This window comes from Brevibacillus fulvus, assembly GCF_016908525.1.
GTDB lineage: Bacteria > Bacillota > Bacilli > Brevibacillales > Brevibacillaceae > Brevibacillus_G > Brevibacillus_G fulvus.
Map to the genome: position 1 here is coordinate 298,876 of NZ_JAFBEB010000003.1, position 20,256 is coordinate 319,131.

At 50.3% G+C, this 20,256-nt stretch carries 17 protein-coding genes and 1 riboswitch; of the genes, 11 read left to right on the top strand and 6 right to left on the bottom strand.

The annotated features are described in order from the left end of the window. Positions 1 to 19: 19 nt before the first annotated feature. Positions 20 to 1,804, top strand: a complete 1,785-nt coding sequence (locus JOD01_RS06910; RefSeq protein WP_204517528.1) for an ABC transporter ATP-binding protein — start codon at positions 20 to 22, stop codon at positions 1,802 to 1,804. 90 nt (positions 1,805 to 1,894) lie between these two features. Next, positions 1,895 to 2,587, top strand: coding sequence for a DL-endopeptidase inhibitor IseA family protein (locus tag JOD01_RS06915; protein ID WP_204517529.1), 693 nt, complete (start codon positions 1,895 to 1,897; stop codon positions 2,585 to 2,587). Between the two features lie 68 nt (positions 2,588 to 2,655). On the opposite strand, the gene JOD01_RS06920 is transcribed toward JOD01_RS06915, so the two are convergent. The 5 genes from JOD01_RS06920 to JOD01_RS06940 all read right to left on the bottom strand — a co-directional run bounded on the left by JOD01_RS06920 (position 2,656) and on the right by JOD01_RS06940 (position 11,739). Beyond that, complete coding sequence (locus tag JOD01_RS06920) at positions 2,656 to 3,510, bottom strand: NAD(P)-dependent oxidoreductase (RefSeq protein ID WP_204517530.1); 855 nt, start codon at positions 3,508 to 3,510, stop codon at positions 2,656 to 2,658. A 29-nt stretch (positions 3,511 to 3,539) separates the two neighbouring features. Continuing rightward, on the bottom strand, positions 3,540 to 4,364 hold the full coding sequence (locus JOD01_RS06925; protein ID WP_204517531.1) for a pyrroline-5-carboxylate reductase family protein: 825 nt from the start codon (positions 4,362 to 4,364) through the stop codon (positions 3,540 to 3,542). A 169-nt stretch (positions 4,365 to 4,533) separates the two neighbouring features. Further along, positions 4,534 to 5,217 (bottom strand): zinc metallopeptidase, encoded by a 684-nt coding sequence (locus JOD01_RS06930; RefSeq protein ID WP_204517532.1) that lies wholly within the window; start codon positions 5,215 to 5,217, stop codon positions 4,534 to 4,536. A 328-nt stretch (positions 5,218 to 5,545) separates the two neighbouring features. Then, positions 5,546 to 10,078: a glutamate synthase-related protein gene (locus JOD01_RS06935; protein WP_204517561.1), complete on the bottom strand. Its 4,533-nt coding sequence runs from the start codon at positions 10,076 to 10,078 to the stop codon at positions 5,546 to 5,548. Between the two features lie 359 nt (positions 10,079 to 10,437). Next, positions 10,438 to 11,739 carry a glutamate-1-semialdehyde 2,1-aminomutase gene (locus JOD01_RS06940; RefSeq protein ID WP_204517533.1) on the bottom strand — a complete coding sequence of 434 codons (1,302 nt, stop codon included), beginning with the start codon at positions 11,737 to 11,739 and terminating at the stop codon, positions 10,438 to 10,440. A gap of 143 nt (positions 11,740 to 11,882) precedes the next feature. Here JOD01_RS06940 and JOD01_RS06945 point away from each other — a divergent pair, with 143 nt between their 5' ends. The 4 genes from JOD01_RS06945 (at position 11,883) to JOD01_RS06960 (ending at position 15,533) form a co-directional block, all read left to right on the top strand. Further along, positions 11,883 to 12,893, top strand: coding sequence for an ATP-binding cassette domain-containing protein (locus tag JOD01_RS06945; protein ID WP_204517534.1), 1,011 nt, complete (start codon positions 11,883 to 11,885; stop codon positions 12,891 to 12,893). Beyond that, complete coding sequence (locus JOD01_RS06950) at positions 12,886 to 13,680, top strand: ABC transporter permease (protein WP_204517535.1); 795 nt, start codon at positions 12,886 to 12,888, stop codon at positions 13,678 to 13,680. Before JOD01_RS06945 ends, JOD01_RS06950 begins: the two co-directional genes overlap by 8 nt. 3 nt (positions 13,681 to 13,683) lie before the next feature. After that, on the top strand, positions 13,684 to 14,472 hold the full coding sequence (locus JOD01_RS06955) for an ABC transporter permease (RefSeq protein ID WP_204517536.1): 789 nt from the start codon (positions 13,684 to 13,686) through the stop codon (positions 14,470 to 14,472). A 76-nt stretch (positions 14,473 to 14,548) separates the two neighbouring features. Further along, positions 14,549 to 14,699, top strand: a riboswitch (FMN riboswitch). A 228-nt stretch (positions 14,700 to 14,927) separates the two neighbouring features. Further along, the gene (locus JOD01_RS06960; RefSeq protein ID WP_204517537.1) at positions 14,928 to 15,533 is read left to right on the top strand and encodes an ECF transporter S component; all 606 of its coding nucleotides are present in this window, start codon (positions 14,928 to 14,930) and stop codon (positions 15,531 to 15,533) included. A gap of 75 nt (positions 15,534 to 15,608) precedes the next feature. Here JOD01_RS06960 and JOD01_RS06965 read toward each other — a convergent pair whose 3' ends face one another. Then, positions 15,609 to 16,226, bottom strand: a complete 618-nt coding sequence (locus tag JOD01_RS06965) for a winged helix-turn-helix domain-containing protein (RefSeq protein ID WP_204517538.1) — start codon at positions 16,224 to 16,226, stop codon at positions 15,609 to 15,611. Positions 16,227 to 16,397: 171 nt separating this feature from the next. Between JOD01_RS06965 and bcp the strand changes: the two genes are divergently transcribed. The 5 genes from bcp (at position 16,398) to nth (ending at position 20,148) form a co-directional block, all read left to right on the top strand. After that, positions 16,398 to 16,865: a thioredoxin-dependent thiol peroxidase gene (gene bcp, locus JOD01_RS06970; RefSeq protein WP_204517539.1), complete on the top strand. Its 468-nt coding sequence runs from the start codon at positions 16,398 to 16,400 to the stop codon at positions 16,863 to 16,865. Between the two features lie 22 nt (positions 16,866 to 16,887). Next, complete coding sequence (locus JOD01_RS06975) at positions 16,888 to 17,940, top strand: M42 family metallopeptidase (RefSeq protein WP_204517540.1); 1,053 nt, start codon at positions 16,888 to 16,890, stop codon at positions 17,938 to 17,940. Between the two features lie 11 nt (positions 17,941 to 17,951). After that, entirely contained in the window at positions 17,952 to 18,719 is a 768-nt protein-coding gene (locus JOD01_RS06980; RefSeq protein ID WP_239565255.1) for a class I SAM-dependent methyltransferase, read from the top strand. A gap of 48 nt (positions 18,720 to 18,767) precedes the next feature. Beyond that, the gene (locus JOD01_RS06985; protein WP_204517541.1) at positions 18,768 to 19,328 is read left to right on the top strand and encodes a cob(I)yrinic acid a,c-diamide adenosyltransferase; all 561 of its coding nucleotides are present in this window, start codon (positions 18,768 to 18,770) and stop codon (positions 19,326 to 19,328) included. 157 nt (positions 19,329 to 19,485) lie between these two features. Continuing rightward, a complete protein-coding gene (gene nth, locus JOD01_RS06990) occupies positions 19,486 to 20,148 on the top strand; it encodes an endonuclease III (protein WP_204517542.1) in 663 nt (220 codons plus the stop codon). Positions 20,149 to 20,256 lie beyond the last annotated feature (108 nt).

Sequence of the window (20,256 nt, forward strand, 5' to 3'; positions counted from 1 at the left end):
AGTTACGTGGAGGGTTGCAATGCACAGCATAAGACGATATTTACGGTTTGTCAGGCCCTATGCAAAACAGATTTTCCTGACGATTTTGATCGGGATTATAAAGTTTTCCATTCCCTTGTTAATTCCGTTGATTATCAAATACATTATTGACGATTTATTGCCAAGTCCGCTGTCCCCGGGGGAAAAACTGCGGCAATTGCTGTTGTTGATGGGCTTGGCTTTGCTGATTTTTACAGTCGTGCGAGCTCCTGTCGAATACTACCGTCAGTATTTTGCCCAATGGGTGGCGAGCCGCATTTTATACGATATCCGCAATCAGTTGTTCGCACACTTGCAGCGTTTGTCGATGCGGTATTTCAACAACCACAAGGTCGGAGAAGTGATCTCCCGGGTGATCAATGACGTTGAGCAGACGAAAAGCTTTATCGACACCGGGTTGATGAATGTCTGGCTTGACCTGATTACGATTTTCCTGACACTGGGCATTATGGTCTATATGGATTTGTCTTTGACCATTGCCTCTATCCTGATATTTCCGCTGTATGGTTTTTCCGTCAAATTCTTTTACAAGCGTTTGCGGCAACTGACCAGAGACCGGTCTGCGGCGCTTGCGCAACTGCAAGGACATTTGCATGAACGCGTGAACGGCATTTCCGTAATTCGCAGTTTCGCCTTGGAAGAAGAGGAACAGAAACAATTCACCAAGCAAAACGTGCATTTCTGGCAAAAAGCGTTGGCTCATACGAAATGGAATGCCTACACGTTTTCGGTGGTCAATTCCATTACAGACATTTCTCCGTTGCTGGTCATTGGGTATGCCGGCTATCAGGTGATCAATGGAAACTTGTCGGTCGGTACGATGGTCGCATTTTACGCGTATCTGGAGCGCCTATATACCCCGCTGCGCCGTCTGGTCAACGCTTCGACCACCTTGACGCAATCGGTTGCTTCCATGGATCGGATGTTTGAATTTATGGATGAACAATATGATATCGTTGATCGGCCAAACGCGGGCGAATTGCCGATCAATCCGGCCACAGGGAGAATCCGTGGCGAAATTCGCTATGAAAATGTTTTTTTTCGCTATCAGGAGGATGGACCGAATGTGCTAAAGGACATTAACTTAACGATCCAGCCCGGGCAGACGGTGGCGATCGTCGGCATGTCAGGCGGCGGCAAATCATCCCTGATCAGTCTGCTGCCGCGCTTCTGGGATGTTGCCGAAGGACGCATCACCATTGATGGAGTCGATATCCGCGATGTCAAACAACAAAATTTGCGCAGCCATATCGGACTGGTTTTGCAAGATAACATCTTGTTTAGCGAATCGGCCAGAGCCAACATTTTGATGGGCAATCCCGACGCCTCCGAGGCGGAGATGATCGCTGCGGCCAAAGCGGCCAATGCCCATGATTTTATTAGCGAACTGCCGGAGGGCTATGACACGGAACTGGGGGAACGAGGCGTAAAACTGTCAGGCGGGCAAAAACAGCGGATTGCCATTGCCCGCGTGTTTCTGCGGAATCCGGGGATTTTGATTCTCGACGAAGCGACCTCCGCGCTTGATCTGGAATCCGAACATCTCATTCAGGAAGCATTGGCCAAATTAACCAAAGACCGCACCACGATTATCGTCGCGCATCGGTTGAGCACGATTACCCACGCCGATCAAATTGTCGTCATGAAGGAAGGGCAAATCGTGGAAATGGGTACTCATGAGGAACTGTTGGAACAGCAAGGCGCTTATTATACGTTGTGGAACGTCCAAGATTTTGGGCCGGCGGTCGAACAGCCAACACCCTGAGGGATTGAAGCAAACTTCCGAAAATAAAATGGCGGTTTGCTGTTACGTTTCTTGATTTGCTTCGTCTAATGAGTTGCAAGGAGTGATCAGATGAAGAACAAGACGAAGGGTATTATTTTGTTGTTTTCAGCTTTCTTATTGCTTGCGGCAGCCGGATGCGGTCAAAGCAAGCAGGCACAAACCACTGAACAGCCCGCTGCCGCTGAACAGCCGACTGATCAACAGGATCAATCCACTCAACCGCCGACTCCGCCGCAACAAGCCCCGGCTGATGGCGCCGCTGAGCAAGCCAGCGTGCCGCCTGTCACGGAAATGAACGAGCAGGCGGCGGTAAAGTTGGTGACGGAAGGGATGAAGCGATACTGGCATGTCATGTCAGGCGGGGAAGGGGCTGGCGGCACCACAGACGGCGGACCGATTGCGACTGTTACCGTAAACGGACAGGAGTATCGCTATTTGGGGAGCGATCTGGAAACAAAAGAAAAGCTGACCGCCTATCTCGCGCAGGTGTATACACCGGAAGCAATCGCCCAGTTACTCAAAGACGCCAATCTAGTCGAGCATGAGGGAAAGATGGTGCAGCCAAACGCCGATGGCGGGAGCATGCTGCGATGGGAGGATGCGCTGGCCAGTCTGATTGACGGCAATGAAGAAAGCAAGCAGTACGAGCTGAAAGTTCCTTATGGGGAAGGCAACGATGTCGAGTTTGCCGTGGTGGAAGTCGATATGAAAAAACTTGCACAAGGGTGGCTGATCAATACGTCGCCCGCGCAACTGCATTGAACAAACAGAAACGCAAACAAAAGCCCGTCGATCCGTATATCCGGATGGACGGGTTTTTGGTTTGTTTGCTATTTATCTTGGAGCAGACGCAAAACGGCAATAAAATCTTGTTCGCCCAGTCCTGCCTGCAAACCGGACTGAAACGTTTCATAAGCGGCCTGGGCCAATGGAGAAGCGGCGCCTTCTTCTTTCGCCAAGCGGAGGTCTTTGGCCATATGTTTCAGCGCAAAAGCGGCCGGATACTCATTTTGCAGAATCAATGGGGTTTTCATCCGTGAGATGCCGGTGCCCACAGCGCTTTCATTGATAATTTGCAGCATGTCTTCCGCAGCGATGCCATGCTCGCGAGCGAAGAGAACCGACTCGGCAATCGCTTGTCCGGTGATGCCCAACAGCAGATTGATCGCCAATTTGGCACTGCTGCCGGCCCCGTTGTCGCCAAGATGCAACGCCAGTTTACCCAGTTTGGCAAACAGTGGATTTACTTGCGCAAAGGTTTCCTTGTCGCCGCCAACCATGATAATCAAATTGCCCTCTTTGGCCGGCTGAACACTGCCGGACACCGGGGCATCGAGGAAACGCACGCCAGCCTGGTTCGCCTGCTCCGCGATGAAACGGGAAGTCTGGGGAGAGACTGTGCTCATATCGACGGCAATTTTTCCGGCAACGCCGGTTGTTTTCAATACTCCGGTCGCACCGGTATAAATTTCTTTGACAGCGGCATCGTCGCTAACCATCGTAAAAATGACATCATTTTCCGCGAAGAGAGCCGTCGGGCTGTCCACGAAAGCAGCGCCCAATGCAAGCAATGGTTCCGCTTTTTCTTTGGTACGATTGTAGACGCTAACCGCGTGCCCGGCTTTGAGCAGATTTGTCGCCATCGGTACGCCCATGTTGCCTAGACCAATCCAGCCAATTTTCATGTTCCGCCATACTCCTTTTCGTATGTATCCTAATTCTCGTTAAACTGTACCTTTGTTTTCAATTTTAAACTATCATGTTTCGCCTGCGTCATCAAGAATAACTGATCAAAGCATGGCGGCAAGTATTCGGCCATCACATTCAAACCTTCCATGGTGATTCCGCCTTTGGTGGCCACTTGTTCGATCAACTGCTCAAAATGAAGATCTTCCTCAGATAAAAGCATCGCGGTTCCCAGCAAGGTTTCCACGAGCAGTCGTCTCGTCGTCTCCACGGAGAGCTCGGGCGATTTGCGATGGGCCGCCTGTGCGAATAATTCCATCATTCCGGCGATCAGCCCGGGTCCACTGCTGGAGAGGATCGTTGCCGTTTCAATGACCGATTCCTCCACTTCTTCCGCTTTCCCGAGCGCCTGCAGCAAGCGAAGCAATTGTTCCCGCTGTTCACTGCTTACATATTGGTTGCAGGCGTATAAAGACACGCCATGCAAGATTTGCGATGTGACTGTAGGAATCACTTTCGTAATCGCGGTCGCCGACACCGAGGTCAAATCCTCCAGACTGATTCCCGCGGCAACGGAAACGATATGCTGCGTCGGGCGAAGTTGAGGGGCTAGTTCCTGCAATACCGGATACAAGTCCAGCGGTTTTGTACAAATAAAAATGAGTTCGCAAGCTTCGCTGACGTCCTGCAAGCTGGCGCAGATGGTAAAAGGCCAGTCCGCTTGAAATTGCTCGCTCTTCTCCCGGGTTCGGTTATAGACAAATAATTGTGCAGGAGAGGCAACACCACTCTTGCTGAAGCCTTTCACCAGCATTTGTCCAATACTGCCGAGGCCGATAATTCCGATGTTCATTTCTGTCCCGCCTTTGCTTCTTGGATTTCTCCCATTATAACAAGAACACCCAGGCATGAATATAAAGAAGGTGTTTCCAATCAGCCAAAGCAAAAGCAAAAAAGCTTCTGCCGGCAAAAACGGCAGAAGCTTCGGAGTTCTTGTTATCAGGAGTTGCTTGCGTGACGGATTAATCTTCCTCGGAGGCTCTGAAGATCATCACATATTTGACCAATTCAAGCACAGAGATCAGGGCAGCTGCGACATAGGTTAAGGCTGCAGCACCCAGAACCTTGCTGACCGCGCCTTCTTCGTTATTGCGGATAAAGCCCATTTTGAGCATCATCGTTTTGGCGCGGCTGCTGGCGTTAAACTCAACCGGCAGCGTAATCAGCTGGAAGGCAACGGCCGCACTGAAGAAAATGATCCCCAACAGCAGCAAGTTGGCTGCGTGGAAGAAGAAACCGGCCAACAGCAGCAAGGGAGCAACGCCGGAAGCCAGATTGACCACAGGGAAAATCCGGTGGCGCGCAACCAGCATTGGATAAGACACCTTATGCTGCACGGCATGGCCGACTTCGTGGCAAGCGACCGACAACGCCGAGATCGAATTTCCGAAGTAAACGGGGTCAGACAATCTAACCGTACGAGAGATGGGATCGTAGTGATCCGTCAAGGTACCGGGTATATGTTCAACAGGAATGTGGGTGAGTCCATTGGCGTCTAACATTCTGCGCGCTGCTTCGGCACCGGTCATGCCGGAAGAAGCGGCAACGTCAGAAAAGCGGGAAAATGTTCCCTTGACGCGAAATTGAGCCCAGAGTGACAAGCCAAACGCGATCAAAATCAGAAAATCCATCGGATGAAAAAACATTGTTTCTATCACTCCTTAAGGGAATATAAATCACTAGATGTCTTTGCTAGCTTTATACGGATATATAGGTTGGAAGTTTCACTTCTTACAATAAAAATTGTACAATGTCTGACCAACTTTGACAATATCATTATCCGCTTATATGTTGGAAAAGATACTTTGCTTATCAAGCAGATCGGGTCGTGCAAACCTTTTTAAACATGCAAAGGCTCTTCTCCAGCCGGAGAAGAGCTCAGTTTGTGCAACGGTAAGTGTTGAATTGCAGCAGGGCCATAGCACCCATGCCGAGCAACTTGCGCAACGAGCTTCTGCTGAGACAATCGTCGTGTTACTCGGTCGAAACGGACGGGTCCGCTTGTTCTTTTTTCGGACTGATCATAATGAAGTGAGCGGCAGGCTCATCGATCAATTTTTGGATTTTTGCCGCTGTTTCATATTGTTCCGTGTTCAACAATTCTTCCTTGTAGGCGGAGAGCAGTTCGCGGACATCCGCTTCCCCTTGTGGATCGAGATTGTAGAGGAACACCTTTGCTCCTTTGGCGATCCGTCTTTCCAAAGCGGCGCGATCGAAGCCCAGCTCCGGCTGCAGACGGATGTAAACGACACCGCCCGTCATCCCGGCGCAAATCCACGGACCCGGATCGCCAAGCACAACCGCCCGGCCATTGGTCATATATTCAAAGGCAAAGCCTTTCAAATTGGCGCGGGAGCCGATACCTCCCAACTCATCACGCAGCGGTTCAGTAATTTCTCCGCCAAAGACGACATCGGCGCCGGAGAGGCGGATGCAAGCGCGTGAGTCGGCGTTTCCTTGAACGATATAAAGGCCCTTTTGCGCACCGTAACAGAAGCTTTTGCCGACAGAACCGTTAATATATTGGCCGGTTGCCCCTTTAGATTTGAGAATGGCGACGCGTCCGCCAAATCCGGTTTTTCCTACGCCGTCCTGCGCTCCACCTTCCACGCGGATATTCACGCCTTGGGCATTGTAGGCAGCCAGACCATTCCCCGGAACACTTCCACCGGTAAACTGGAGGGAGACCTCAGGCAGCTTCGCGTAGCTTCCGTCCAAATAATCTTTGACCCGTGCGCCCGACCACCGGCTGCCCAACACTCGTTCCCCGGAGAGAACGGAAGTGAAAGTCTGCTGAATGGGGCGGTCCGCACTGAAGTATGGATTGGCCGCAGCCTCATCGGCTACGCCGGCAGCAACCAGCACCCGTTCTTCCGCGTGTTTTTGACGCTCGGCTTCGTTGAACAATGGATGGACGGCAAGCATGGCCGACAAGTCAATTTTCTCAAAAGCGCGCGCTTGTACGAGCAGATCAGAGCGTCCGACCAAATCCTGCGCTTTGCTAAAACCGAGGGCAGCGGTCAGCCGAGCGACTTCCTCGCCAAACAGACGGAAGAATGTTTTCAAGCCGTTGACTGCCAGGTCAAACTGACGAGGAACAAAGCGGCGCAAGCCTTTTTCCTGCGCTTCTTCCAGAGAGTCAATCTGGGTGGCAATTCCAACGTGACAAGTGTCAAGGTGGCATCCCCGGCAAGTCGTACAACCGACAGCGATCATCGCCAATGTCGCAAAACCGATCCGATTGGCGCCAAGCAGCATCAATTTGACTACATCCGCTGCACTTTTGACCCCGCCATCTGCCCAAAGCTCGACTTTATCGCGCAAGCCTGCTTCCAACAGGGCGTTATGCGCAGCTTTCACGCCGATTTCCGCCGGCAGGCCGACATATTGCAAGGCATGAACCCGCGCAGCACCCGTCCCGCCGTCAAATCCGGAGAGGGCAATGTAGTCGGCGCCGGCTTTGGCGATACCGACGGCAATCGTTCCGATATTGGGGACAATCGGCACTTTGACGCACACTTTCGCCTGACTGTTGGCGGTTTTTAATTCCGTAATCATTTGCGCCAAATCTTCAATGGAATAAATATCGTGGTTGTTTGAAGGTGAAATCAAGTCAGATCCGATCGTCGCATTGCGGGCGGCGGCAATTTTGGCGGTTACTTTTGAACCCGGCAGATGGCCGCCTTCTCCCGGTTTTGCGCCCTGCCCAATCTTGATCTCCAGCAAATTCGCGGAATTGGCCAGCTCGATATTCACCCCGAAACGGCCGGAAGCGATTTGCAAACCGCGTGTCCGCGGATATTTGCCCAGCATATCCTTAATTTCGCCGCCTTCACCGTTCATACAAATCATATTCAGCTGATCGGCCGCTTCCGGATAAGCGCGGAACGCCGTTTCATTTTGCGAACCAAAAGACATGGAGGAAATCAAGAACGGCAAGGAATGTTCGCCAACGGACAAATCGACGTTGGCCGGATCGACTTCTTCCGGTTTTTGGGCAAAGACGAAATCGGCGACGTGGCGAATTGCAATCGGATTTTCCCGTTCGTTTTCTTCCAGTTTGGCGGCATAGTCACTATAAGGAATTTCCCCGGCGGCAATTTGGCCGATCGATTTCCAGATCCTCGGGAAAATGTGGAACGTTTTCGCTTCCCGGGCCGAATCGCTGGCGTAGTCGCTGTGGCGTTTCATGCTGTCGTACTGCAAATCGGCGAGAGAAGTTCCGGCTTTGTCAGAACCGAGGAAATTGACGATCGAAAGCAAATCTGCCACTTCTTTGTGCAGGCCGATCGCAGAAAACAGCCGTCCGTAACCGCGAAGTTCGTGAATTCCGATCGTGGAAATCACTTTTTCCAACCCTTTGTTCAGAGCGCTGTAAAGATTGCTCGCTCCTTTTGCTTCCCCTTTGGCAAAAGCAGTGGCGAATGCGACGTACGGCGATACCGCGTCCGCGCCAACGCCCAATGCCAAAGCGAGGTCGTGCAAGGAGCGGATTGCTCCGGAGCGCAAGACGATGCTGCACTGTCTGCGCAGATTCGCTTGCTGCGAGGTTTGCGCCTTCAGCGCCTGATCGACTTGCGCCACAGCCAGCAGCGGGTCAATCCAGTATTTCCCTGCCTGATGAGTCTCCGTGTCGTCAAGGATCACCAGCGCCGCCCCGTTTTCCACGGCCTGGACTGCCGTTCTGCGCAAACGGTCCAACCCGTCTTTCAACCCTTCTTCCTCGGTAAAATGCGTCGATAAAACCGCAATGCTGGACGGATTGTTGTGGAATACATGAATCAACTGTTCCAGTGAAAGCGTGCCCAGCTCGCCGGCGACTGCTTGCAGCGATTGTCCTTCCAGCAACAAAGGGGACGGCAGCTCGATGCGAGGTCCTGTCGTTTCCGCAGCGTTGAGCGGCACCCGCGGGCCAATCACGACGCGAGTGGAGAAATGTTCAATTTCCCGGTCGCGGTCAATCGCCGGATTGGTGACGACAGCCACGCTTTCTTTGATAAAATCGGCCAAGTTTTGCCGTTCTTTGCTCAACGCGGCGAGCGGTCCGTCATGGCCCAGCGAGCGGATCGGTTCCGCGCCATTGCTGGACATTTGTTCGATCAGCTGGATTTGCTCGCGATCCCAGCCGAATGCGCTGTATACGGATGAAGTAGGGACAGCGGTATCCGGCTCACTGGCTGCCGGTTCGACTTTGTAATCGAAGAACAGATGCTGGCGAGCGCCATGGAAGCTGACTTTGTCCGTGAAGCGTTGCAAGACGATCTGCTGCAGCTCGTTATGATAAATCACCTGCGCTGGTTTATCGTGATGAAGGATCACGCCGATTTTTTCTCCAGGGGCAATTGATTTTGGCTCGCTTACCATTTCCGACACGGGAATTACGCCTTGTTCGGAAGAAAAGTAGAGAGAAGCGGCGCTCTCCACCATCCAGAGCGGGCGCAATCCCAATGAGTCGACACTGAACACGCACTCGTTGCCGTAACGGGAGACGATGCCGGCCGGCCCTTGGGCGAAGTGCCCCCATGCCTGTCGCAAGTATGTGTAAAGATCCTGCAATTCTGCTTGAAATCCTTTCATCTCATGGTGAATCGGCGGGAAGACCACTTCCATTGCTTCGAACAAGGAAAGACCGTATTTATGAATAAACGTTTCAATCGTACGGTTCAAGTTTTGCGAATCGCTGCCGCCATCTACCAATGGCACGCCGAGCATCGCCGCTTCTTCTTCCAATTTGCTGATGGTGTTGATTTCACCATTGTGTCCGAGCAAAGAGAAGGGCTGAACGCGGAAGAAGTTGGACAGGGTATTGGTAGAATAGCGATTATGGCCAATTGTTGCCGAAGAGCGGAAAATTTGGCTCGCTAAATCATTAAAGTAAAGCGGTAAAATATTGGCCGCGCCCATCACCTTATAGGAAACCGTATACATGCTCAGGGAAGCCACATGGACATGGAAGCGCTGCTCGATCTCTACATGAAGCGCAAACAGATTGCGGGAGTAGTCTTCTTTTGAAACGTTTTCAGATTCTGCCGGCAGTACGGCGATTTGCCAGAAGGTAGGTTCGTCACGCAACCCGTTCTTTCCCAGGACAGCAGAGTTCACCTGATTTTGGCGCTCTACTAAAATATTCAGACGATAGCGGGCAAACATAGCGCGAATCTCCGCTTTCACCGTTTCTTCGTCATGACCGCTGCGCGGAACGAACAGATGAGCGACGGCGAAATAGGGCGAATAGGCCAGTTGTTTGTCTTGCCCTGCTTCAGCCAGGTAAGCAGCCCACAAATCGCGGGGAATATCGGTCAACACGCCGCAACCATCGCCTTCTCCGTCAATGAAGCCGGAACGATGCTCCATCTGGATCAAGGCGCGAATCGTTTCATCAAGGTTTTTGCGTGTGCCTGTTCCGGATTTTTCAATAATACAAATAATTCCACAACTGTCATGTTCGGTTCTATGGTAGTGGTGGAATTGTTCAATACTTTCCTGTTGCTCTTTCTTTCTCTGCATATACAGTGGCCAGAATGACTGACCCTCCACCTCCTCTTGAATTATCGGAAAGTTCTTTCAATAAAAGTATGAATAGAATATCACGAAAAAAGCTGTGAAACAATATAAGTTTTGTGAATTTTACAATTTTCCAGTAACATATGAAAAAAGCTGATTTCTATAGGTTATTGGTTCATGAACTTGCTGGATAAATGTATAAAAATTCACCGAGAATACTATTTTATGAAGTCAAAGAAAAATGGCAAGAGCGAAAAACGGTAACAGTTAAAAAAGGCTGGTGTCCTTTTGTGCAAAAAAATCCACTGTCAGCCGGAGGAAGGCGAACAGTGGATTTTTTTTGCGGTCAAAGGAGAAAGTGCTTAGTTTTGAGCCAGTTTGGCGAAGGAACGGTCGACGGCAGCCAACGTTTCCACAATATCGGCTTCTGTATGGGCTGTCGTGATAAACCAGGCTTCATATTTGGAAGGGGCCAGGCAGATTCCTTCATCCAGCATGTACCGGAAAAACCGGGCAAACAGTTCGCTGTCTGATTTTTGCGCCGAGTCATAATCGGTGACCGGTCCGGCTGTAAAGTAAACGGCCAACGCTCCGACGACCCGGTTCACCTGGATGGTTAGCCCATGCTTGACAGCCGCTTCGTTAATGCCGTTTTCCAGCATTTCGCCCAGCCGGGCAAACTCTTCATAAACCCCCGGTTGCTGGAGCACTTCCAGACAAGCGATTCCGGCAGAGATCGAGGCCGGATTGCCGGCCATCGTACCCGCCTGATAGGCCGGGCCCAAAGGCGCTACCTGTTCCATGATTTCTTTTTTTCCGCCATAGGCTCCGATCGGCAGTCCGCCGCCGATAATTTTGCCCAGTGCCGTCAGGTCCGGTTCAACCCCAAGCAGATTTTGCGCTCCCCCATAGCAAAAACGGAATGCGGTAATCACCTCATCGTAGACGACGAGCGCCCCCGCTTCATGGGTCAGGCGATTGACTTCTTCCAAAAAGCCGGGTTTTGGCGGCACAATGCCGAAGTTGCCGACAATCGGCTCGACGAGAACCGCGGCTGTTTCATGGCCCCAATGGCGCAATGCTTCCGCATACGCGTCGATATCGTTAAACGGAACCGTGATCACCTCATCGGCGATGCTTTGCGGAATCCCCGCGCTGTCCGGAATTCCGAGCGTGGATGGACCGGAGCCGGCGGCAACCAGCACCAGATCCGAATGGCCGTGGTAACAGCCGGCAAATTTGATGATTTTGTTGCGGCCGGTATAGGCCCGCGCCACCCGGATACAGGTCATGACCGCTTCCGTCCCCGAGTTGTTAAAGCGAATCCGTTCCATCGAAGGGATGGCTTCGCGGATCATCCGGGCAAAGTCGATTTCCCATGGGGTCGGCGTGCCATATAAGGTTCCGTTTTCCGCTGCCCGCGTGATCGCTTTCGTAATATGGGGATGAGCATGTCCGGTGATGATCGGACCGTAGGCTGCCAAAAAATCGATGTAGCGATTGCCATCGACGTCCCAAAAGTAGGCTCCCTGCGCTTTTTCCATGACGACAGGTGCCCCGCCGCCCACTGCTTTAAATGAACGAGAAGGGCTGTTGACCCCCCCGAGGATCACTTCCAATGCCGCTTCATGAAGTTGTGCTGATTTTTCCCGTTTCACTGCCATTCCTCTTTTCCTTAAAAGTCCAATTCTTATCTTAGCATAATTCCCAAACGATTTCGGCACATTTGCTTTTGAAAATTGCTGGAGACTCGGATACACTATTCAAGTGGTAAACCCGCAAATGGTTGGGAAAGGGATGTGAAAATGTGATCAAGATACAAAACTTGCAAAAAGAGTTTCGTATCCATCAGGCACGGTCAGGACTGGCAGGTGCATTTCGCGATCTGTTTCGTCGTGAATATAAAACGGTCAAAGCGGTCGATGATGTCTCTTTTGAAGTAGCGGAAGGAGAGATTTTTGCGCTGATTGGCGAGAACGGCGCGGGCAAATCGACGACGATCAAGATGATGACGGGGATTTTGACTCCCAGCGGCGGAGAGATGCAGATTAACGGCTATGTTCCTTATAAACAGAGGGAAGAATATGTCCGTTCAATTGGCGTTGTATTCGGACAACGCTCTCAGCTGTGGTGGGATTTATCTCCGCTGGAATCATTTCGACTGCTGCGCAGTGTGTATAAGGTGGATGAACTGCAAGGACAGCGATGGCTGGAACGTCTGATTGAGGAGCTGGATATCGGGTCGTTTGTCAGTCAGCCGGTTCGGAAACTGAGCCTCGGCCAACGGATGCGATGCGAAATCGCGGCTTCGCTCATTCACAAGCCGAAACTGTTGTTTCTCGACGAGCCGACAGTGGGGCTGGATGTATTGGTCAAACAGAAAATCCGTGAATTTTTGCGCAATCTGAACGAAACGGAAAACATGACCATTTTGCTGACGACCCATGATGTTTCCGACATTGAAGCACTCTGCAAACGAGTCCTGGTCATGGATAAAGGAAAATTGATCTTTGACGGACAGCTGCATGATTTGAAAGAGACATGGGGGAACGGCACGGAGGTTGTCTTCCAATTTAAACAGCGCACGACGATCGAACAGCTGCAAGCGGCTTTGGCGGAATTGCCGTGCGAATTATTGCGGGAAAATGAATACGCGATTCGGGTCAGAATCGTGCAAAACCACGAAATGCTGCCTTATGTGCTGTCCACGGTGATGACTGCTTTCGAGGTGAGCGATGTGAAAATTATGGAAACAAGCACCGAGGAAATTGTCCGCAATATTTATTCCGCTCCTGTCGAGGTGTCCCATTATGGGTAAGATGTACGCGGAGTTGATCCGCATGCGGTTTTTAACGATGCTCGCCTACCGCGTCAACTATTACAGCGGAATCATTATTTACGCGATCAATATCGGAGCGTATTACTTTCTTTGGGGAGCCATTTACGGCGGACAGCAGCAGATGGCGGGCCTTTCTGCTGGACAGATGACTGCTTATGTGGCGATTGCCTGGATGTCGCGCGCTTTTTATTTCAATAATATTGACCAGGAGATTGCGCAGGAAGTTCGCGATGGGCGAGTCGCCATCGAAATGATCCGTCCGTACAATTATTTGTCGGTCAAAACCGCTCAAGCTTTGGGCGAGGGGATTTTTCGGATGCTCTTCTTTGCGATCCCGGGAATGATTCTGATCAGTTTCTTGATTCCGTTTCACTTTCCCGCTTCGCTGCAAGCGTGGGGGCTCTATTTGCTCAGTCTGTTGTTTGCTTTTGTGATCAATACGGAAATTAACCTGCTCACCGGCGTCATCACTTTTTTCCTGTTTCGCAATGAAGGGATGATGCGTTCCAAACGGGTGGTTGTCGATTTGCTGTCTGGCTTGATTTTGCCGATCAGTTTCTTTCCGGGATGGGCCCAGACCGTGATGGGGTTCCTGCCGTTTCAGGCGATCAATTATTACCCCAGCGTTATTTTTACCGGCGCGGTCAGCGAAGCCAGAGCTTTGCAAATGATCGCGCTGCAAATCGTCTGGGTGCTGGTGATTCTGATTCCGATTACCGTTTTGTGGCAACAGGCACGGCGGAAAATGATCGTGCAGGGGGGATGATGGATGAAAGAGATCATTGGCTTGTTCGCTCAATATCTCAGCCAATATTTTAAAACCAGGTTTGCCTATCGCGCGGATTTTCTGGGGGAGATGGTCTCCAACCTCGTCTCGGAATTGATTAACCTCGTGTTTATTCTTGTTGTATTCCAGCATGTCCCGTTTCTCAATGAATGGAACCGGGATGAGATCATTTTTATTTATGGTTTCTTTTTGGTTCCGTACGCGCTGTTTTCCATGTTTTTCAGCTTTTGGGACTTTAATGAGCGGTATATTATCAAGGGCGAGATGGACCGCATCCTGACGCGGCCGCTGCATAATCTGGCGCAAGTTTGCCTGGAGTCAATTGCTCCTGACCGGATTTTTGGCGTAATCACCGGCTTGATCATTATGGGGTATGCCGCCGTACGCTTAAAGCTGGACTTCGCTTGGTATGACCTGCCGATTTTTATCGGATTGGTGCTCAGCAGCGCTTTGATTTACGGTGGCGTCTATACCGCGATCGCGGCAATCAGTTTCTTTTCCGATTCGCGAACGGGAATTGCCCCGATGATTTACAACATTCAAAACTATGGGCGCTATCCGGTCGATGTGTATAACAAATTGATTCGGTTTGTTCTCACCTGGATTTTGCCGTTTGCGTTTGTTGGCGTCTATCCGGCCGCTTACTTGCTGGGGAAAAAGACGCTTTACGGCTATGCAATGTTGACGCCGCTGATGGGAATCGTCTTTTTCGGCATCGGGTTGGCGATTTGGAATTGGGGCGTCAACAAATATCAGGGAGCCGGTTCCTAGCCCAAAAAACCAAGCAGAATACTAAGCTATTGCCAAAACGAACTGCGCTGCAGTATAATGAGCCACATACAACTTCACATTCCTTCGGGGCAGGGTGAAATTCCCGACCGGCGGTGATCACTGCATGTATAGTGTAAGCCCGCGAGCCTCTGGTTACTTGTAAGCAGAGTGCAGGATCTGGTGCGATTCCAGAGCCGACAGTACAGTCTGGATGGGAGAAGGATGACGACAGTACGTTCGCAAACGTGCTCTCTTCAATGATGCCAAGCGGCGGAAAAACAGGGGCGAATGATTATGGATCGCGACCCTTGCTTTCTCGTTGCCGTCAGGTTATGCATATTTGGAGAAAAAGCCCTGAAGACTTTGGTGTCTTCAGGGTTTTTTGCGTCTGGGCGCGAATGCGAAACTGTTGCCATTCCTCACAGAAGGAAGATCAATGAGAGGAGAGGGAACAGATGAGACAAACCGAGATTCACGTAGAACAGACGATGCAAACCAGAAAGCTGGTGACGATTCCGCTGTTGGCGGCGGTTGGGGTGATCCTGCAGATGCTGGAATTTCCATTGCCGGTGATCCCTGCATTTTTGAAGCTCGATTTTAGCACATTGCCCGGTCTGATTGGCGGACTGGTGTTTGGACCGGTTGCCGGCATGATGATTGAACTGCTGAAAAACGCTCTTCACATGCTGTTACACAATACAGATGGTTTGCTGGTCGGGGAAGTGGCAAACTTTGTGGCAGGAACCATTTTCATTTGGTCGGCCGTATTTTTGCAACGGAAGGGACAAGGGAAAAGCGGATTTGTTCTGGGGTTGGCTCTCGGCACCGTTTTAATGACGATCGCGATGTCTGTGGCCAACGTGTATTTCCTGATGCCGGCCTATGCCGCGTTGTCCCGCTTGCCTTTGGACCAAATGCTGGAAAGCATGCACATTGACAGCTTGTGGTCGTTGATCTTATACGCGATTGCTCCCTTTAACCTCATCAAAGGTTTGGCGCTTTCGCTCGTTGCTTATCCGATTTATAGCAAAATCGCGGCAAAATTGCGAATTGGCGGCTGAAAGTGGACCGCTTGCCGCTGATCCAAAGAAAGGCTTCCGCTTCAGTGATCGCATTGAAGCAGAAGCCTTTTTCGCTTATACGTTCTGGTTGGTTTGTTCTTCTTCTTCCAGATGAATGGTTTCCGGTTGAGTAAGGGGAAACAGGACGTCGTAGAACTTGAATTTCAGACGGTTCTCCGCTTTCGGGAATGATTTGTATTTATGTATCACTTCTTGAATCTCTTTGAGAAATTCGTTGCGCTCGTCTTTGCTTAAATAAAATTCGGCGAGATTGTATCCAAACGTGTCCTGGTATTCTTTTCGCATATCTTCGTTGCTGGTGGCATAACGTTGAAGAGTGCGCATGAGGTCCTGTTCGGTTGTCCGCAGCGGAGTAAACATGATGTCGCTTATCTCCTGCGAATTTTCTTCGATCATCAGTTGCAAGCGGACTTGAATCACTTTGGCGATCGGTTGGTAGTACTTTTCGACGATGGAGCCTTTGATTCGGGTGTCGACCTGTTCCAAGAGGCCGACTCGAACCAGCTCTTTTACATGATAATGCAACCTGGCTGCGTTTTCCCCCAATTCGGTGGCAATCTGCTTGGCGGTGCGAGGTTCCGAATCTTCAAACAATTCCAGGATTTTCACCCGTTCCGGTATTGCCAGGCATTTCATCGCTTCAGGATCCGTTACCTCAAAAAAATCTTTCATTAGATCACCATCCATCTATAATTAAAAATAATTTGCTTCTATTTTTCAATTAATTGTATCGTTTTACGATATTATTAGCAACTTATATGCTTCTCTCGCTGCCATGGTGTATTCGGAAGATTGTCCTGTGTTAAAATGAAGATATAGCATGGCAGAAAGAAGGGATTTGAAATGGTCGACATAGGACAACCTGCACCAGATTTCACTTTGCAAGCAAGCAATAATCAGACGATTTCGCTCCGTGATTTGCGCGGGAAAAATGTCGTTCTTTACTTTTATCCCAAAGATATGACGCCCGGCTGTACGACGGAATCGTGTGATTTCCGCGATTTTCATCCGGAGTTTGGCAAGCTGGATACGATCGTGCTCGGAATCAGTCCTGATGATGTCAAGTCACATGATAAATTCGCGGCCAAGTATGAACTTCCTTTTCCTTTGTTGGCTGACACCGATCATCGCGTAGCGGAAGAGTATGGCGTTTGGGTACAAAAGAAAATGTATGGCAAAGAGTATATGGGGATCGAGCGTTCCACTTTTCTGATTGACAAGGAAGGGAAGATCGCGAAAATCTGGCACAAGGTGAAAGTGTCCGGACACGTTCAGGAGGTATTGCAAGCAGTCAAAGAAATTGGCCAATAAGGCTTTGGGAGAGGGTTCTGAAATGAAGCAGCATATTGACTATATTGTGGAAACATTTACCAAACTTGCCAACATCCCCAGCCCATCAGGAAATACAGCGAATGTGATCAACTGGGCGGAAGGAGAGTTGCACCGCCTTGGCTTGGAAACGGTCCGCACCAGAAAAGGCGCCTTGTTGGCGTCTTTGCCGGGAACGGATACGAAACGGCATCGCCTGTTGACCGCACATGTAGACACCTTGGGAGCGATGGTCAAGGAAATCAAGGCAAACGGTCGGCTGAAACTGGCGATGATCGGCGGATTTGCCTGGAATGCGGTTGAAGGTGAGTATTGCCAGATTGAAACCGCTGCCGGGAAAATTTACACAGGTACAATTCTGACGAGCAAAGCCTCCGTTCACGTCTACGGACGAGATGCCGGCAAGTTGGAACGAACGGAGCAGCTGATGGAAGTGCGGATTGACGAAAAGGTCAAAACCAGGGAAGATGTGCTGGCCTTAGGAATCGCGGTCGGGGATTTTGTCTCTTTTGATCCGCGGGTAACCGTTACGGAAAGCGGCTTTATCAAATCGCGTCATATCGATGATAAAGCCAGTGTCGCCATTTTGTTCGGCGTGTTGAAGCATATCAGCGAAAGCGGCATCACGCTGCCGTTTACCACCCATTTTCTGATCAGCAATAATGAAGAAATTGGCTATGGCGGCAATTCCAACATACCGGAGGAAGTCGTCGAATATCTTGCCGTAGACATGGGTGCGATTGGGGATGGGCAGACGACGGATGAATATTGCGTCTCCATCTGTGCAAAAGATTCCTCCGGACCGTACCATTACGGATTGCGAAAGCATTTGGTCAAATTGGCCGAGGAAAACAACATCTACTATCAGGTTGATATTTATCCATATTACGGTTCGGATGCCAGCGCGGCGATCAGAGCTGGAGCGGATATCGTGCATGGTCTGATCGGACCGGGCGTCGATGCTTCCCATTCCCATGAACGGACCCATCGGGATTCTCTGGAAAACACGGCCAAGCTTGTGCTGGCTTACCTGAATTCAACTGAATTGATGGTGTAGGAGGTGGCCAGATGAGTGCGAACAATATGTACCGCTGGGCCGACTATTATGACTTGACCCAGCGCGGTGTTCCGGGAGATGTGGAGTTTTTTCTCGAACTGGCGAAAGCTGCCGGCGGAGACATCCTGGAATTGGCCTGTGGCACCGGCAGGATTACCATACCGATGGCTGAGGCCGGTCTGTCTGTGACCGGCCTTGATCTTTCTGGCGATATGTTGCAAAAGGCGAAACAAAAAGCAGCGGAACGGGGCGTTTTGGAGCAAGTTCACTTTTTGCAAGGCGATATGCGCAAATTTGCCCTGGATCAGCAATTTTCGCTGATTATGATTCCGTATCGCTCTTTTTTGCACTTGTTGCATATTCAGGAACAGATGAAAGCACTCGCTTGTATTCGCCGTCACTTGACACCGGGCGGAAAGCTGGCGCTAAATGTTTTTGTTCCGCATATCGCGCATCTATATGAAGAAGCCGAGAAAATGACCTTCCGCGGCAGCTATCGGCTCGAATCAGGCGAAGAAATCGCGATGTGGGATTACACCAGATACGATCATTTTCAGCAGTTGGCGGAAATTACGAGAACGTATGAAAGGATCAGTCCGGAAGGCGTTGTTACGGAAAAGGTGGTCGGTCGGTTTACACTGCGTTACATATTTCCGGCAGAGCTGCATCATCTGCTGAGATTGAATGGCTTTAAAATCGTTGAACGGTATGGTTCCTTTGATCGCAAACCATTCGATGCCAAAAGTACGGAATTAATCATCATCGCTGAAGCGTTATAGTAAAAGTTTGTCGAATTTCCGGGGAAATAAAATTTCGGGGGGAGTCAGGTGAAAATTTATACGAAAACAGGTGATCAAGGGAAAACGTCCTTGGTTTATGGCCAGCGCGTGTCCAAACACGATGCCCGCGTGGAGGTATACGGTACTTGTGATGAGGCGAATTCAGCCATCGGACTGGCGCTGTCTTTTTTACCGCCGGGAGAGGAATGGGTGGAGATTAGACGATCGCTGGAAAAAATTCAGACGCAACTGTTTCATGTTGGAGCCGAATTAGCCACTCCCCCTGGAAAAAAAGTAGGCTGGCCGATCAAAGAGGAAGATGTGGCATTTCTGGAGCGGCAAATTGACAGTTGGGACGAGCAGCTCCCGGAACTGCGCCAGTTCATTCTTCCCGGCGGGCATTCCGCGGCTGCATCGCTGCACCTGGAGCGTACGATTGTGCGGAGAGCGGAAAGGCGGCTGGTGGAAGCGATGGAGCGGGAGAGCATCTCAAGCCTGGTGCTCATCTATCTGAATCGCTTGTCTGATTTTTTGTTTGTTGCGGCCCGCTATGTAAATTGGAGAAGCGGGATTCACGAACCGCTTTTGCACGCAGAACAAGATAAATAACGCGTTATTTGAGCTATTGTTTGATCCCTTCCGCAAACGGAATCACGGGCAATGCAAATAATTCCGCAAAATGGCAGAAGCTAACTTCCTCTTCAAACATTCGACATATACCGTATATAATGGAGACATCATGAGTCAAACGTGCAGGAGGATGGCTATGAAAAAACTGACAACGAAACGTTTTTTGCAAACATTGAGCGAAATGTTTCCCGATGCCCATTGTGAACTGAATCATCGGAATGCTTTTGAATTGACGATTGCCGTCCTGTTGTCTGCACAATGCACCGATAAAAAAGTGAACCAGGTTACGGAGCGTCTCTTTGAAAAATATAAAACACCGGAGGATTATCTCGCCGTCTCTCTGGAAGAACTGCAAGAAGACATCAAACAGATCGGGCTATACAAAAACAAAGCAAAGCATATTCAGGAACTGTGCCGGATGCTGCTGGAGCAGTATAACGGAGAAATTCCCGACAAACATGAAGAACTGGTCAAGCTGCCGGGGGTTGGCCGAAAGACAGCTAATGTCATCGTCTCGACCTGGTTTGGCGTGCCGGCGCTGGCTGTCGATACCCATGTGGAGAGAATCGCCAAAAGGCTGGGCTTTTGTGAGGAGACAGATACTCCTCTGCAAGTCGAAAAAACCTTAATGAAGAAAATTCCTAAGGCAGAGTGGACGAACAGCCACCATCGCCTGATCTTTTTCGGACGGTACCACTGCAAGGCGCAAAATCCGCAGTGCGCGGTCTGTCCGCTGCAGGATGCTTGTCCCGCATTTCAGCGAGGGTTGAAAAAAACGAAAAAAACGGCAATCAACTGACTTATATGACCGGTTATTCCTTAAACAATAGGAAACGGTCTTTTCTTTTTTGCCGGAAACATTTTCCCGCTATGTGCGTCATACAACTATATCCAATACGAGCTTACG